This window comes from Pseudomonas sp. FDAARGOS_761 (assembly GCF_013343155.1).
Taxonomy (GTDB): Bacteria; Pseudomonadota; Gammaproteobacteria; order Pseudomonadales; family Pseudomonadaceae; genus Pseudomonas; species Pseudomonas aeruginosa.
On sequence record NZ_CP054572.1, the window covers coordinates 197501 to 212679 of the forward strand.

Sequence of the window (15179 nt, forward strand, 5' to 3'; positions counted from 1 at the left end):
CGGCTCATCACATCCTGGGGCTGAAGCCGGTCCCAAGGGTATGGCTGTTCGCCATTTAAAGTGGTACGCGAGCTGGGTTTAGAACGTCGTGAGACAGTTCGGTCCCTATCTGCCGTGGACGTTTGAGATTTGAGAGGGGCTGCTCCTAGTACGAGAGGACCGGAGTGGACGAACCTCTGGTGTTCCGGTTGTCACGCCAGTGGCATTGCCGGGTAGCTATGTTCGGAAAAGATAACCGCTGAAAGCATCTAAGCGGGAAACTTGCCTCAAGATGAGATCTCACTGGGAACTTGATTCCCCTGAAGGGCCGTCGAAGACTACGACGTTGATAGGCTGGGTGTGTAAGCGTTGTGAGGCGTTGAGCTAACCAGTACTAATTGCCCGTGAGGCTTGACCATATAACACCCAAACAATCTGACGATTGTGTGTTGTAAGGTGAAGTCGACGAACCGAAAGTTCGCATGAACCGCAAAACACATTGAAATCACATACCTGAATCCGGATAGACGTAAGCCCAAGCAAACGGATATCCAACCGAATTGCTTGACGATCATAGAGCGTTGGAACCACCTGATCCCTTCCCGAACTCAGAAGTGAAACGACGCATCGCCGATGGTAGTGTGGGGTCTCCCCATGTGAGAGTAGGTCATCGTCAAGCTCCTATCCCAAAACCCCTGGTCAGCGATGACCAGGGGTTTTGCTTTTGCGCGCGGAAAAGTGGCAAGCCAGCAGCGCTGCGGACGATAATCGAAAAACTTCGAGAGCTGCCGGGCGGCGTACTTCCGAGGGCATGGGAGACGCGATTTGCACTGTGCGCTCGTCTACAATAGCCGACAAATCCAGCCGAGCTCATTCATGTCCGATACCGATGTCCGTGGCCTGCAGGATCTTCCCCTGGAAGAACTGGTTGCTTGCCATGAGTGTGATCTGTTGATGCGCCGGGAACCCCTGGGACCGGGCGAGAAAGCCAATTGTCCGCGCTGCGGTTTCGAGTTGGCCGCGCATCGCCATCAATGGAAACGCCGTTGCTTCGCGCTGGTTCTGACGGCGCTCTTCCTCTATATCCCAGCCAATTTCCTGCCGATCATGAATCTCAGCCTGCTCGGCCAGACCCGCAGCGATACGGTCTGGACGGGAGTGCTCGGTCTTTACGACAGTGGCATGCAGGGCGTCGCCATCCTGGTATTCCTGTGCAGCATGGTGATCCCGTTGGTCAAGTTGCTCTGCCAGTTGCTGGTGATGATCAGCGTGCGTTTCGGCATCGCCCGTCACATCGGCATGCTGCTCTACCGCGGCTATCACCATCTGCGCGAGTGGGGGATGCTCGAGGTCTACCTCATGGGCATCCTGGTTTCCATCGTCAAGCTGATCGACATGGCCGACCTCAGCCTGGGCATCGGCCTGGCCTGTTTCGTGGCGCTGCTGTTCACCCAGGTCTGGCTGGAGGTCACCATGTCGCCGCACCAGGTATGGGAAGCGCTGGGCGGCGAGGACGACGATGCGCGCGCTTGATGCCGGAATCCTGGTGTGCGGCGAGTGCCACCAGTTGAATCGCGCCGACGGGGACGAGCATCCGCGTTGCAGTCGCTGCGGTGCGGTGCTGCACGCCCGGCGCCCAAACAGCCTCACGCGCACCTGGGCGTTGCTGATCACCGCGGCGATCCTCTACATACCCGCCAACCTGTTGCCGATCATGACGGTCAACCTCTTCGGCAGCGGAATGCCCGCCACCATCATGGAGGGCGTGGTCGAACTGGTGCATGCCGACATGTTCCCCATCGCCCTGGTGGTGTTCGTCGCCAGTATCCTGGTTCCTACTTTCAAGCTGGTCGGCATCGCCCTGCTGCTCTATTCGGTACAGCGGCACCAGCCGATGTCGGCCCGCCAGCGTATCCTGATGTATCGCTTCATCGAATGGATCGGGCGCTGGTCGATGCTCGATATCTTCGTCATCGCCATCCTTGTGGCGCTGGTGAATTTCGGCAACCTGGCCAGCATCGAGGCCAACCTCGGCGCCGCCGCCTTCGCCAGCGTGGTGGTGCTCACCATGCTCGCCGCCGTGACGTTCGACCCCCGGCTGATCTGGGACAACACCAATCTGGATGACGAGAATGAGTGATCTGCCAAGTCCGAAGAAACACAAGACCTCGAACTGGTCGGCGATCTGGGTGCTGCCGCTGGTGGCCCTGGCCATCGGTGCCTGGCTGGCGTGGCGTGCCTTCGACCAGGCCGGCGTGGACATCCAGGTTCGCTTCGAGAGCGGCGACGGGATCCAGGCCAACAAGACCGAGGTGCTGTACAAGGGCATCTCGGTGGGCAAGGTGACCGACCTGCATGTCAGCAAGGACATCAAGGGCGTGGTCGCGACCATCGAGATCAAGAAGGAAGCCCAGGAGTACCTGAGCAAGGACACCCGCTTCTGGCTGGTCAAGCCGCGCGTTTCCCTGGCTGGCGTCACCGGCCTGGAAACCCTGGTCTCCGGCGTCTACATCGCGGTCGATCCGGTGAAGGGCGAGAAGGAAGAGCGCTACTTCACCGCGTTGAAGGAGCCGCCACCCCTTTCCGACAAGCTGCCCGGCCTGCACCTGACCCTCAAGGCCGATCGCCTGGGCTCCCTGGAGCAGGGCAGCCCGGTGTTCTACCGGCAGATCCAGGTCGGCCAGGTGAAGAGCTTCCAACTGGGCGATGACCAGAGGACCATCGAGATCAAGGTGCACATCGAGCCGGCCTACGCCGACCTGGTGCGCAAGCACACGCGATTCTGGAACGCCAGCGGCATCTCCATTTCCGGCGGCCTGTCCGGCTTCAAGGTGCACAGCGAGTCGCTGCTGACCCTGGTCGCCGGCGGTATCGCCTTCTCTACCCCGGAGAACCGCACCGACAGCCCGCCGACCGACCCGAGCAAGCCGTTCCGCCTGTACGACGACTACGACGCGGCCCAGGCCGGTCTGCGCGTGAAGCTGAAGATGAACGACGTCAGTGGTATCGATCCGGGCCGCACCCCGGTGATGTTCAACGGCGTGCAGGTCGGCCTGGTCAAGTCGATCGACATGGGCAAGGACTACAGCAGCGCCACTGCCGACCTGGCGATGGATCCGCGGGTCGAGGACATGCTGCTGGAAGGCACCGAATTCTGGACCGTCAAGCCAAGCATCTCCCTGGCCGGCATCACCGGCCTCGAGGCCCTGGTGAAAGGTAACTATATCGACGTGCGCTTCGCCAAGAGCGGCGCGCCGAGTCGCGAGTTCACCATCCGCCCGAAAGCGCCGCCGCTGAACACCGACGCGCCCGGCCTGCACCTGGTGCTGACCAGCGACAAGCTCGGCTCGATCGATATCGGCGCGCCGATCCTCTACCGCCAGGTCCGCGTCGGCAGCGTGCAGAGCTACCAGCTATCGCGCGACCGCCAGCGAGTGGTGGTGGGTGTGCACATCGAGCCGGAGTACGCGCACCTGGTGAATACCTCGACGCGCTTCTGGAACTCCAGCGGGATCACCCTGACCGGCAACCTCAGCGGCGTGCAGGTGAAGAGCGAGTCGCTACAGACCCTGATCACCGGCGGGATCTCCTTCGACACCCTCGATCCGAAGGCGCCGACCGTGACCAAGGTGCGGCGCTTCACCCTCTTCGACAGCGAGGAGGCGGCGATGGCCCGTGGCGTGGAAATCCAGCTGAGCATCGACAATGCCGACGGCCTGCGCGAAGGCACGCCGATCCGCTTCAAGGGCCTGGACATCGGCAAGATCGAAAGCGTCGAGCTGAACCCGGATCTCTCCGGGGTACTGATGAAGGCCCGCCTGACTTCCGCCGGCGAGCGCGTCGCCCGCAGCGGAACCCGCTTCTGGGTGGTGCGTCCGGCGCTCGGCCTGCTGCGTACCGAGAACCTCGGAACCCTGGTCAGCGGCCCCTACATCGAGGCGCTGCCGTCGAGCACGCCGGGCGAGCGCCAGGCACGCTTCCAGACTCTCGCCGAAGCGCCCAACCTGCTGGGCCGGGAAAGCGGCCTGCGGCTGACCCTCAGTGCGCCGCGCAAGGGCTCGATCAAGCCGGGCAACCTGGTGACCTACCGGCAGATCCCGGTGGGCAAGGTCGTCGACCTGGCCTTGGGCGAACAGGCCGACCGGGTGCTGATCGGCATCCTCATCGAACCGCGCTACGTACCGCTGGTGCGTACCGGCAGCCGTTTCTGGAATGCCAGCGGCTTCGGCGTCGACGCCAGCCTGTTCAAAGGTCTGTCGCTACGCACCGAGTCGATGGAGGCGCTGATGGAGGGCGGCATTGCCTTCGCCACCCCGAACAATGCGCAGATGGGCGAGCCCGCCAAGCCGGGGCAGACCTTCGCCCTGTTCGATTCGGCCAATGACGAATGGTTGGAGTGGGCGCCGAAGATTCCTCTGAAGGAAACCGCCCGCCGCTGATTGTCGGATCGGCAAAAAGAAACGCCGCTTACCTGGGTAAGCGGCGTTTTCGTTCATGCATGCCTGCTGGGGAGTGGGTGTCAGTGAGTGCTGAGATGCGCCCGGGTGGTCAGCAGGTACACCGGCAAGCCGGAGATCAGAATCAGCAGCGCGGCGTAGGGTGCGGCGGCAGCGTACTCCAGGTTGGCGGTGTGCACCCAGACCGAGGTGGCCAGGGTCGACAGCCCGGTGGGACCTAGCACCAGGGTGGCGGTCAGTTCCTTCATGGTGTCGAGGAACACCAGCACGAAGCCGGCGCCGATGGCCGGCGAGATGATCGGCAGGGTGATCCGCAGGAAGGCCATCAAGGGCGTCTGGCCGAGAGTGCGGGCGGCTTCCTCCAACTGCGGCGAGGCCTTTTCCAGGGCCACGCGGATCGGTGCCTGGGTCAGCGGCATGAACAGCAGGGCATAGGCGACCAGCAGCAAGCCGGTGGTCTGGTAGGTGGCTGGCAGGTAGTGCAGCGAGAAGTACACCAGCGAGAGGGCGATCACCAGTCCCGGCAACGCTTGCAGCAGGTACGGCAGGCGCTGGGTCCAGCGCGCCAGGGCGCCGGGGTAGCGCACCACCAGGATGCTTACGGGCAGCGCCAGCAGGCAACTGAGCAGGGCCCCGCCGAAGGCCAGCGACAGGGAGGAAAGCAGGGTCGAGGCGATTTCCATCAGCGGGAAGCTGGCCGAGGAGCCTTCGTACAGCCAATAACCGAGCATCACCAGGGGGATACCGGTACCGACCAGCACCAGCGTCGCCAGCAGCGCCTGGAGCGGCCACTTGCCGAACCCCAGGCGGACTCGTTCGGCCCGCCGCGCGCTGCCCTGGCCGGTGCGTACCAGGCGGCCGCGGCCGCGCATGCGCAACTCCAGCCAGAGCAGCAGGAAGCACAGTGCCAGGAGTACCGAGGAGAGCATCGCCGCGGTGGCGTTGCTGAACTCCAGTTCGAACTCCTGGTAGATGGCTGTGGTGAAGGTCTGGTAGCGCAGGATCGACAGCGCGCCGAACTCCACCAGCATGTGCAGCGCCACCAGTAGCCCGGTGGCGGCCAGGGTCGGGCGCAGCAGCGGCAGGGTGACCCGCAGGAACACCTGGCGCCGCGACAGACCGAGCATCCGCGCCGACTCCTCCAGGGAAGGATCGATGCCGCGCAGGGTCGCCGCTACCGGCAGGTAGACCAGCGGATACTTGGACATGGTCATGACCAGGATGGCGCCGCCGAGGCCTTCGTACATCGGGCTCAGCGAAACCCAGGTGAAACTGCTGACGAAGGCGGGGATGGCGAACGGCAGGCACAGCACTACGTTCCAGAAGCGCCGTGCCGGCAGGTCGCTGCGCTCGACGCACCAGGCCAGGGCCAGGCCGAGCAGGGCGCTGAGCAGGGTCACGCCGAACATCAGCCACAGGGTGTTGCCCAGCAAGCGGAATACGTAGGGGCGCCAGAGCAGTTGCCAGGCGCTGTGCCAGCCGGCGTCCCAGGCCTTGGCCGCGACGTAGAGCAGCGGCAGGCTGGCCAGCAGGGCGAGGAGCAGGACCGGCAGGAACAGCCAGAATGGCGTTCGCCGGCGCGAGCCCGTGCGCAGGCGCACGGGCGTGGAGGCGGCGCCGATCAATTCAGGCCAACGTCGCGTTCGAGGCTGAGGGCCTCGCTGGCCTCACCCAGGTCGGCCGGGGTCAGTTTCGGTGGGTCCAGTTCGGCGAACGGCTTCAGCGCCGGATCGGCCTGCATCCCCTTGCGCATCGGGTACTCGGCGGACTGGCTGAGGATCGCCTTCTGGCCTTCCTCGCTGAGCATGAAGGCGACGAACTGCTGGGCTTCCCTGGGGTGCTTGCTGGACTTGAGCACTGCGGCGCCGGAGACGGTGACCAGCGCGCCCGGGTCCTGGTTGCCGAAGTAGTGCAGGCGCGAGTTCAACTCGCCCTTTTCCTTCTTCAGGGTGTACCAGTAGTAGTTGTTGATCAGCGCCATGTCGACCTCGCCGTTCTCCACGGCTTTCATGGCGGTGACGTTGTTGGTGTAGATCGAGCCGAAGGCCTTCAGGCCGGTCAGCCAATCCTCGGCTTCCTCCTGGCCCTTGAGCTTGATCACGGCGGCGACCTGTTCGAGGAAGGCGCCACTGGTGGGCACGAAGCCGAAACGGCCGGACCAGGACGGATCGGAAAGATCCATCAGGCTCTTCGGCAGATCCTTCTCGTCGATCTTCTTCGGGTTGTAGGCCAGTACCCGGGTGCGGGCGGTGATGCCGATCCAGTCGCCGTTGCCGCCGGCGTGCTCCGGCTCGACCAGGGCCAGGGTCTCTGGCTCCAGCTTGGCCAGCAGGCCGGCGCTGGCCAGGCGGATCAACGGTGGCGATTCCTCGGTGTAGAGCACGTCGGCCGGCGAGCGCGCGCCTTCCTCGGTGATCTGGCTGGCGAGCTGGCCATCGCCGCCCTTGCGGATCTTCACCTGGATGCCGGTCTTGTCCTGGAAGGCCTTGGCGATGGCGATACCGGTGGCGGCGTGCTGGCCATTGTAGAGGGTAAGGGTGACGGGATCGGCCGCCGCATTGAGGGAAAGCGAACCGAGCAGGCACGCCAGGGCGGCGTGGCGGAAACGGTTGAGAAGTCGAACAGGCATGGATTCTCCCCGTGGGTTACAAATGCGAATGTAACCAATTATATCTTCGCGGGAGCTTCGGGCCTATCGGAAAAGTCCACGGCCCTGTCAGGCAGGGCCGTGGCAGACGCTTCACGCCGGTTCGCCGGCTTCCTCCGGCTCGCTGGCTGCGCGGGTTTCGCCGCTGGCGGCGGCATCCCGGCGACGGATGTATTTCCAGTCGGCTTCGTCGATATAGATGCCGTTCGGGCCGCTACCGCCTTCCAGGTCGATCGCCACGTGTGCGGAAACCTGCGGCTTCACGCTCGCCAGGATCGGCACGAAGCCCAGTTGCAGGCTGGTCTCCAGCAGCGCGGCCTGGTTGCGCTCGTCGATGTCCGCCGCCTCGTCCAGGTAGTAGGGCAGGCGCACGCGCCCGGCCTGCTCGCGGTCCATCAGGTGCAGCAACAGGTACATGTTGGTCAGCGCCTTGATGGTCATGGTGGTGCCGTTGGAGGCGGCGCCGTCGATGTCGGTGTGCATGATCGGCTGGCCGTTGACCTTGGTGATCTCGAAGGCCAGTTCGAACAGGTCCTTCAGGCCCAACTGGTTGTGGTTGGCGGCGACCAGGCGGGCCAGGTATTCCTTGGCCTCCTCGTTCTTCGCGTCCTGCTCGGCGCTCTGGGTCAGGTCGAACACCGAGAGGTTCTCGCCTTCCTCGTACTGGCCGGCGCTGTGGATGATCTGGTCGATGTGCTTGAGCGCATCCTTGTTCGGCGCGAGGACGATGCGGAAGCTCTGCAGGTTGGACACCTGGCGCTTGTTGATCTCGCGGTTGAACAGGGCCAACTGGTGTTCCAGGTTGTCGTAGTCGCTGCGGATGTTGCGCAGGGTCCGGGCGATGTCGGTGACCGCCGCGCGGCGCGCCTTGGCCAGCGTCAGGGCCTCGTCCTGGCGATGCGCGTAGGCGTTGATCAACAGCTTCAGGCGGCGCTCGGTGTCGTCTTCGCTATCGAACTTGGCGACGCCCTTCAGGCGCACCTGGGCGTACAGCGCCTCGATCTGCCCGTCGATGCGCTGCAGCGCCTGCCAGGTGTCCTGGTAGTCGTTGAGCAGCGGCAGCAGGTTGTCCAGCGAGTCGTCCACCGGCTCCATGAACGGCGTGCCGAAGGGCAGGTCGGCCGGCAGTAGCTGGCGGCGGCGCAGGGCATCTTCCAGGGTGCGCTCCTTGGCCTCCAGGTCGCCCAGTTGCCGGGCCACCAGTTGCAGGCGCGCGGAGAGTTGCTGGACGCGCTCGGCGAAGGCGTCGCTGGAGCGCTTGAGTTCGTCCTGGGACGCCTCCAACTGGGCCAGTTCGGCGAGCTTCTCGGGCTCCTCGGCGGTCAGCGTCTGGGTGCGGCGGAAGTCTTCCAGGGCCTTCTGCGAATCCAGCACGTCCTGGTACAGCTTCTCTGCCTGGGCCTTGCTCGCGGCGCGGTCGGCGGCGACGCTCTGCTGGGTCTTGAGCTGCTTCAGCTCCTTCTCCAGGCGCTCCTTCTGGTCGCGCAGGGCGGCGCGGTCGGCCAGGGCCTGCAACGCCGGCGGTTCGATGTGCGACAGGTCGATGCTCAGGCCAGGGGCTTCGAAATGCTCGCCCTTGAAGTGGTCGAGGATGGCTTCGACGCTCTTCACCCAGACGTCGCCGTCATCCAGGTTCACCCCGTTCTCGCCGAGCGGCAGGCTGAACAGCGCGCCGTTGAACAGACGCATCAGGCGTTCCACGTCTTGCTGGCTGAACTCCTCGCGCAGGCGTGCGTAGCTGTTGTTGTCGGCGTGTTCGAGCTGCTGGCGGACGTTCTTCAGGCGTTTTTCCAGGTCGCGCAGGCGCTCTTCCAGGTCTTCGCTGGAGAACTGCCGCGAATGGGCCAGGGCGCCGGCCAGTTCGTCGTGGGCATCCTTGGCGGCGAGCAGCTGTTGTTCGAGGACCTTGGCGTCGTCGACCAGGGCGAAGCGGGTCTTGAGCACCGACAGTTCGCCGAGCCAGCGCTGGATGCCGGCGATTTCGCGCTCCAGGCGCATCAGCTCCTGGGTGCCGCCACGCTGTTCGTTCTGCAGGCCGTCCTGCTCGGCGCGGTATTGCTCGTGCTGGATCAGCAGTTCCTCGCGGCGCGCCCCGGCGTAGTCGTGCCAGGTGCCGAGCAGGCTGTCGAGCAGCGGTGAAAGGCGGTGCATCTTGCCGCGCAGTACGTCGCGCTGGGTCACGCCGTTGGCCAGGGCTTCCACCAGCGGGCCGGCGGCGACCAGCGCCTGGTAGTCCTGCTCCATCCGCCGCACGTCGCGGAAGGCCTCCTCGCAGGCGGCGATGTAGTCGACGTTACCCGAGCGCAGGCTGTGCTCGAAGGCGTCGAGGAACAGCTGCTTGAGCTTGGCCGCGGTGATCTCGCGCATGTGCAGCAGGTTGATGAACAGCGAGCGGAAGGTCTTCAGGCTCTGCTCGCTGGTGGAGCGCAGCGGGATCATGGTCAGGTCGAGCGGGATCGACGTGTGCCCGCCGACCAGCAGGCGGCGCAGCTCTTCCGGCTTCACCTCGTAGGCCTTGATGCCTTCGCGCTCGAGGTTGGCGAACAGCTCGCGCTGGCGCAGGCAGGTACCGTTCTTCTGGTAGTGGTCCAGGCTCAGCTCGCCGGCGTAGGCGAAGAACTGGTGGCCGAAGCCGCCGCCCGGGCCGCGCCCGGCCACGCCGATCACGTGCGGACCGTGGGGCAGCATCAGTTCGAGGAGAATGTAGCTGGTGTCCGAGGCGAAGTAGAAGCGCCGCGACTGCTCCATGCTGTACTTGCCGAAGCTCATGTCCGACAGGCGGGCAAGGATCGGGAACTGCAGGGCGTTGATCGAGGCGCTCTTGCCCAGGTTGTTGGCGCCGTAGATCGACAGCGGGTTTTCCAGCGGGAAGATACCCAGGCTGTAGCCGGCGGTATTGAGCAGGGCGAAGCGGCGGATGCCGTAGCGGGTCTGGCTCATGCGTCAGCCTCCTGTTGCGCGTGTTCTTCGGCGATGGCGCGGGCGAGGGCGTCTTCCTCGCTCTCTTCGGACAATTCTTCGTCGCTGGCCATCAGCGGTTCGATCTCGCCGTCATCGACCAGCACCGGCGTCTGCAACGGCAGGTCGGCGTGCAGGCTGGCGGACAGGTTGCGGTCCTGCTGCACCGACAGGCAGACGTCGAGGAAACGGTGCATCGGCGGCATGAAGCGGTACACGCCGCTGTCCTCGGAGGCGAAGCCGAGCTGGGTCAGGCGGCGCATGACTTTCTCTTCCAGTTCTTCCTGGGTCTGCACCTCGGCCTGGAGGAACAGGTCGCGGTATTTCTCCAGCAGCGGCGGCAGCTCTTCGCGGCCGATGCTGCCGCCGTCCAGCACGGACAGCGGGTCGCGGCCCTGGTCGGCGAGGTGTTCGACGAGGATGAAGGTGAACAGCGCCAGGCGTTGGGCGGTCTTGTTCACCTGGGCGCCGACCTGCTCCGGGACGAAGTAGTAGAAGCCGCGGGTGTCGCAGACCAGCTCGAAGCCCATGGCGCGGAACAGGCCGCGGTACTGGTCCTGGTGCGAGGACAGCTGGGTGTACAGCTCGGGGTCGCGGTGGCTGATGTGGTAGCCCTTGAACAGCTCGCGGAAGATCGGCGCGAGCTGGGTCAGTTCGGAGAGATCAAGATGCATGGGTTTCGCTCGCGGAAAGGGTGTCTGCGTCCCTGGCCTGGCCCTTGTCCTTGGCGGCGGGGTTCAGGGCGAAGGAGCAGAGGCTGACGCAATGTTCGGTGGTTTCGTACTCGCGGCGTTGCAGGCGTTCGCGCTGGAAGCGCGCGTCGCGCGACAGCCGGGAGAACCAGTAGAGCAACTCGTCGGTGGCGCCGTCCGGTTCCTGGGCCAGCAGCCATTGCATGAGGTCCGGCAGCGGCAGCGCCGCCTGGCAGCGCTCGATCATTTCCCGCGCGGTCCGTGGTGGTCGCGCCGGCCCGTTGCTCTTGCGCGTGCCGCTGGACTTGGGGAACTGCGCCGGCTTCGGCTCGAAGCGGGCGAGGGCGAAGACGTAGCTCTCGACCTGCGAGGCGGTGCCGAGGAAGGTGCTCTGCGGCCGGGTGAACAGCGGCATCGCCGCCTGCGGCACGGCATCCAGGCCCTTGCGCCGGATCGCCGCCAGCGCCAGGGCGGCGCCACGGGTCACCGCGTTGTGCCGGCGCGCTTCCTCGCGCAGCGGCAGCAATAATTCGCGGGCGCGGCGCAGGGTCAGCTGGGCGTTGGTCTGCATCTCGAGGATGCGCGCGTGGGTGCGCAGCACCAGGTCGTCGTCGACCAGGTGGCCGAGGCGCTGCTGTTCGCCTAGCAGGCGCAGCAGGACCTGTTCGACCCGCCGCACGCCCTGCTCGAAGGCGCCGTCGGCGCTGACCAGTTGGATCATCGGCTCGACGTACTCGTCCCAGGTCGCCAGGACCTCCGCGTAGCGCTGCGCCAGGGGAATCTGCCGGTCGCTGGTCTTGGCCCGCTCGGCCACGCCGATCAGTGCCTGCTCGTCATTGCCGAGCTTCTTCAGTACATCGCGCACGCGCATGTCGAGCAGTCGCAGCTGGCGCGCCAGGTCCTGGCTGTCGCGGGTCTCGAAGGCGTCCTGGATGTACCCGGCGAGGCGCTCCAGATGGCGCAGGTAGGCCTCGATCTCCAGGCACAGACCAAGGCGATGCTCGTGGCGCAGGTAGGCGAGGAAGTCGTGGATCTGCGCGTTCAGCTCGAAACGGTTGGGGCTCTTGGCCACCGGGACCAGGATATCCAGGCGGATCCACTGGTCGAGCAGGGCGGTGATTTCCGCCGGGTTGCTTTCCGGTAACTGGGTGTTCAACTGGCTGCGCAGTTCCGCCAGGCTCAGGGTGCCGGCATCGAAGCGCTCGCAGAGAGGCTCGAGCAGGGCCCAGTGTTCGGCAAGCGCACGCAGTACGCGTCGGGGGTCGATCATCGGGAGGGCCGGTCCGTGGAAAAAGCGCCGATTGTACTGCAAAGGCACGGGCGACGCAGACGCCGCCGATGAGTGCGATGCAGGCCGTCGACACGTCTGCGGCGCAGGTACGGGCCCGGTATCGGCGGATGGCATCTGGCTATCATCGAGGTGTCGAAAAGCGGCAGTTTATGACTGCGTAAGGACTTTCCTGCCCCGCCTGGTCCGGGGAATGGGGCTTCCAGGGGCTGGCACGCTTTCTGCTGAAGTCCCCTGGCCTGTCTATTCCAAATGAATGCCGACTCTTGAACGACGCCGCCTACGCCGAGGCCCGCTGGGCCGAACTGCAGAACCAGGGTGACCTTGCCTGGGACCTGGATGCCATCACCAACCGCAGCGAGGCGATCGCCTTCCTCAAACGTTTCGAGAACCGCCTGTGCATCTACTCGGCCTATGTCGAGAAGCTCTACAGCAACTACAGCTTCGTGATTCCCGAGAGCGACCATGGCGGCATCACCATCCTGCCCAGCGAGCAGGCCTGGCACGACACCTTCCACGATATCCCGCTGGCCGCGGTGGAGCCCACCGGGATCCATATCCTGCCGGGCGAGACCATGGGCTATCGCGGGCTCTACCTGAAGATTCCCGGCGAGCACCGCCTGGTGGCGTCGAAGGAATTGCCGTTCCAGGAAGGGTTGAAACTGCTGATCCAGCGTTACCAGGCTCACGACGACGTGTTCCTGCCGATCCTGGTCAAGGGCGACCTGCGCGAGTACGAAGCGCGCATGCCCTCGCTGCACCTGCACCGGATCAACCCCGCCCGCCTCAGCGCACACTCCCTGCTCAGCCTCAACGCCATCAAGGGCGCCATCGCCGACCATCTGATCGGCCTGTTCCGCCAGCAGTGAAGGGCTGACGTTACCCCCGTGTGACGATGAGTAACATCCATCCTGGCCGAGCGACCGCTCATCCGCTGCAGCGAGCGCGGCGACCGCGTCGTTCGGCGGTTTTTCTCGACTATGGGTCGGCCCCGATTCGCCCGGGGCTTTCTATAGTGACTACAGGTCGCAGTGTCTCTGCCGTCGGCCACGAGAAGAACAAGAGGTGAGCCCATGTCCCGTCGTCTGCCCTTCCTGCTGCGTTGCGCGCTGTTCTGCGGCGCCGGTCTGCTGGCTGCCACCGCCCAGGCGAGGATGGAGTCGCTGGACGACGACCAGCTTTCCGACGTGGTCGGCCAGGCCTTCATCAACCTCACCACCGACGCCGCCAACGGACTGAACTTCACCCGCATCAACTTCGGCGCCGACATCGAGACCCAACTGAACATGAAGAAGCTGCAGTTGGGCCAGTACAACCGCAGCGGCGAGCTTGCCGGCAGTGCCGACATCGCCATCGACAACTTCGCCCTGGGCACGGTCAACGACGCCACCGGCGCGATCAACCCGTTCCTCATCAGCAATCCCTACATCGAGTTCGCCTACGACGGCAGCAAGATGGTCGGCATCCGTATCGGTTTCGGCGAAGCCAAGGGCTACCTCTCGGGCGATATCAAGACCCTCACCGGCAACGTGCCGGTGGACCTGTACGGCACCGGCAGCCAACTGGGAGGCAGCATTTCCTGCGGCCTGCTGGCCCTCGACTGCCTGGCGGCGAAGACCGCCATCACCCTCACCGGCAGTTCCCAATACACCGCCCAGGCCGAACTGGTGAACAGCTCCGGCAACCCCGACCCGATCCGCGCTGCCATGATCGGCCTGAAGAACGGCACAGCCCTGGACATGCACGACAGCACCATCATCGGCAGCCTGGTGAACGTCCTGCTGCCCTTCCTCACCTCCAATGACTGCAAGCTGATGGGCGCCCAGACCTGCTTCAACCTGGCCCAGTACCAGTCGTTCCCGATCGGCACCGTGGATCCGAACAACGCGCAGAACTTCATCGACTCGTCGAAAGGCTTCTTCATCTCGATGCAGAGCCAGAACGTCCAGTGGCGCGACCAGCAGGATCCCTCCAAGCTGGTCGCCGCACTGGCCGGTGCCTTCCTCAACATGTCGCGCAACGCCGATGGAACGGCGCCGATCAAGGTCGACTTCGGTCAGGCCTTCAATGGCATTCCACGGCAGGACACCTGCCTGGGCGGCCTGAACAAGGGCTGCTGAGATGAGTCGCGCCTGCCTGCTCGCGGCCCTGCTGGCCGCCCCCTTCGCCCATGCCGAGATGACAGCGCTCGACGACGAGCAACTGTCGGACGTGCAGGGTGCCGGCATCGGCTTCGTCCTCGACAGCGCCATGGTCGACGGCAACAAGGCCACCATCGCGATCAATGGCGTGACCAACACCGCCACCGGGCAGAACGTGCCGATCACGGTAAAGGAGCTGTACGTCGCCGCCACTGGCAGCAACAAGGGCAGCACCCTGGCGCCGGTGACTCTCGGCCGTCTCAATTTCCCGTTCAAGCTGAATCTGGCCAAGGGTTCGGTGCTGACCACCCAGCTCGACGACGGGCGGGTGGTCAGCACCTTGCCGGACACCGCGGACGTGATCGAACTGGCCTTCCCCAGCCTGGTGAGCGGCGCCGGCGGCCAGCCGTGCATCGCTGGTTACGCCGGTGCCGGCAGCAACTGCTCGAGCCGGGCCAGCGAAAAGGTCGACGCCGGCATCCGCTTCGACTTCGGCGTCACTTCCACGCGCACCGATGTGCTCAACCTGGACTTCTCCGAACTGGCGATGGACGGTTCCTACCTGCGCTTCTGGGGCGCCAACGCGCGCAGCCAACTGGTTGGCGAGATGCGCCTGAACCTCTACGCCAAGACTTTCGAGATCATGTCTTGCGGTGCTGGCTCGCCCAGTTGCGTCAGCGCCGCCGAGCAGGCTGCGCGCACCGTCTACCTGACCAACGCCTATGCCAGTGTCGCGCTTGGCTACGGGAAGTCGCAGCCGTTGCTGTTCTCGGTCACCGCCGACGGCAACTTCACTTTCGAACTGCCCAAGCTGACCCTGGCCAACGCCGCCGACTTCTACGCCAATGCGCCGCGCACCAGCCTGGTGATCGAGAACCTCAACATCGGCGGTACCCGGCCAGGCTACGGGCAGGTACCGACCGGCGGCTACAACATGGGCCGCAACGAGATATCCGGGCTCAGCTTCAACTACCTGAAGGTGACGTCGCACAACCTCTGAGGTGGCGGCGCGAAACG

The 15179-nt window shown here is 64.9% G+C and carries 11 protein-coding genes and 2 rRNA genes (1 of these 13 cut by a window edge); 8 read left to right on the forward strand and 5 right to left on the reverse strand.

Annotated elements, in window-relative coordinates; translation table 11 throughout:
• The 5 genes from FOC67_RS00930 to FOC67_RS00950 form a co-directional block, all read left to right on the forward strand.
• Nucleotides 1-398 (forward strand): 23S ribosomal RNA (locus FOC67_RS00930); it begins 2492 nt to the left of the window's first position.
• 144 nt (nucleotides 399-542) lie between these two features.
• Nucleotides 543-658 (forward strand): 5S ribosomal RNA (gene rrf, locus FOC67_RS00935).
• 146 nt (nucleotides 659-804) lie between these two features.
• Nucleotides 805-1512, forward strand: coding sequence for a paraquat-inducible protein A (locus tag FOC67_RS00940; protein WP_023187661.1), 708 nt, complete (start codon nucleotides 805-807; stop codon nucleotides 1510-1512).
• On the forward strand, nucleotides 1499-2119 hold the full coding sequence (locus FOC67_RS00945; RefSeq protein ID WP_009316201.1) for a paraquat-inducible protein A: 621 nt from the start codon (nucleotides 1499-1501) through the stop codon (nucleotides 2117-2119). The genes FOC67_RS00940 and FOC67_RS00945 overlap by 14 nt, the downstream gene beginning before the upstream one ends.
• On the forward strand, nucleotides 2112-4418 hold the full coding sequence (locus tag FOC67_RS00950) for a PqiB family protein (RefSeq protein WP_009316202.1): 2307 nt from the start codon (nucleotides 2112-2114) through the stop codon (nucleotides 4416-4418). Before FOC67_RS00945 ends, FOC67_RS00950 begins: the two co-directional genes overlap by 8 nt.
• An 80-nt stretch (nucleotides 4419-4498) precedes the next feature.
• Here FOC67_RS00950 and FOC67_RS00955 read toward each other — a convergent pair whose 3' ends face one another.
• From FOC67_RS00955 to mksB, 5 genes are all read right to left on the reverse strand, one after another.
• A complete protein-coding gene (locus FOC67_RS00955) occupies nucleotides 4499-6037 on the reverse strand; it encodes an iron ABC transporter permease (RefSeq protein ID WP_003121056.1) in 1539 nt (512 codons plus the stop codon).
• A gap of 20 nt (nucleotides 6038-6057) precedes the next feature.
• Entirely contained in the window at nucleotides 6058-7065 is a 1008-nt protein-coding gene (locus FOC67_RS00960; protein WP_003095046.1) for an iron ABC transporter substrate-binding protein, read from the reverse strand.
• A gap of 111 nt (nucleotides 7066-7176) precedes the next feature.
• Nucleotides 7177-10023 carry an Mks condensin complex protein MksF gene (mksF, locus tag FOC67_RS00965; RefSeq protein WP_009316203.1) on the reverse strand — a complete coding sequence of 949 codons (2847 nt, stop codon included), beginning with the start codon at nucleotides 10021-10023 and terminating at the stop codon, nucleotides 7177-7179.
• Nucleotides 10020-10715: an Mks condensin complex protein MksE gene (mksE, locus tag FOC67_RS00970; protein WP_003095041.1), complete on the reverse strand. Its 696-nt coding sequence runs from the start codon at nucleotides 10713-10715 to the stop codon at nucleotides 10020-10022. The genes mksF and mksE overlap by 4 nt, the downstream gene beginning before the upstream one ends.
• On the reverse strand, nucleotides 10705-12003 hold the full coding sequence (mksB, locus tag FOC67_RS00975; RefSeq protein ID WP_003095037.1) for an Mks condensin complex protein MksB: 1299 nt from the start codon (nucleotides 12001-12003) through the stop codon (nucleotides 10705-10707). The genes mksE and mksB overlap by 11 nt, the downstream gene beginning before the upstream one ends.
• A 284-nt stretch (nucleotides 12004-12287) precedes the next feature.
• Here mksB and FOC67_RS00980 point away from each other — a divergent pair, with 284 nt between their 5' ends.
• The 3 genes from FOC67_RS00980 (at nucleotide 12288) to FOC67_RS00990 (ending at nucleotide 15162) form a co-directional block, all read left to right on the forward strand.
• Nucleotides 12288-12890, forward strand: coding sequence for a hypothetical protein (locus FOC67_RS00980; protein ID WP_003095035.1), 603 nt, complete (start codon nucleotides 12288-12290; stop codon nucleotides 12888-12890).
• A 204-nt stretch (nucleotides 12891-13094) separates the two neighbouring features.
• Nucleotides 13095-14141 (forward strand): DUF6160 family protein, encoded by a 1047-nt coding sequence (locus FOC67_RS00985; RefSeq protein ID WP_003095033.1) that lies wholly within the window; start codon nucleotides 13095-13097, stop codon nucleotides 14139-14141.
• Between the two features lies 1 nt (nucleotide 14142).
• Nucleotides 14143-15162 carry a hypothetical protein gene (locus FOC67_RS00990; protein WP_003095031.1) on the forward strand — a complete coding sequence of 340 codons (1020 nt, stop codon included), beginning with the start codon at nucleotides 14143-14145 and terminating at the stop codon, nucleotides 15160-15162.
• Nucleotides 15163-15179: the final 17 nt, after the last annotated feature.

What these genes read in the sequence shown, in the direction of transcription:
- FOC67_RS00945 (WP_009316201.1), top strand. Translation starts at nt 1,499, where the DNA reads ATGCGCGCGCTTGATGCCGGAATCCTGGTGTGCGGCGAGTGCCACCAG.
- FOC67_RS00950 (WP_009316202.1), top strand. Translation starts at nt 2,112, where the DNA reads ATGAGTGATCTGCCAAGTCCGAAGAAACACAAGACCTCGAACTGGTCG.
- FOC67_RS00960 (WP_003095046.1), bottom strand. Translation starts at nt 7,065, where the DNA reads ATGCCTGTTCGACTTCTCAACCGTTTCCGCCACGCCGCCCTGGCGTGC.
- mksF (WP_009316203.1), bottom strand. Translation starts at nt 10,023, where the DNA reads ATGAGCCAGACCCGCTACGGCATCCGCCGCTTCGCCCTGCTCAATACC.
- mksE (WP_003095041.1), bottom strand. Translation starts at nt 10,715, where the DNA reads ATGCATCTTGATCTCTCCGAACTGACCCAGCTCGCGCCGATCTTCCGC.
- mksB (WP_003095037.1), bottom strand. Translation starts at nt 12,003, where the DNA reads ATGATCGACCCCCGACGCGTACTGCGTGCGCTTGCCGAACACTGGGCC.
- FOC67_RS00985 (WP_003095033.1), top strand. Translation starts at nt 13,095, where the DNA reads ATGTCCCGTCGTCTGCCCTTCCTGCTGCGTTGCGCGCTGTTCTGCGGC.
- FOC67_RS00990 (WP_003095031.1), top strand. Translation starts at nt 14,143, where the DNA reads ATGAGTCGCGCCTGCCTGCTCGCGGCCCTGCTGGCCGCCCCCTTCGCC.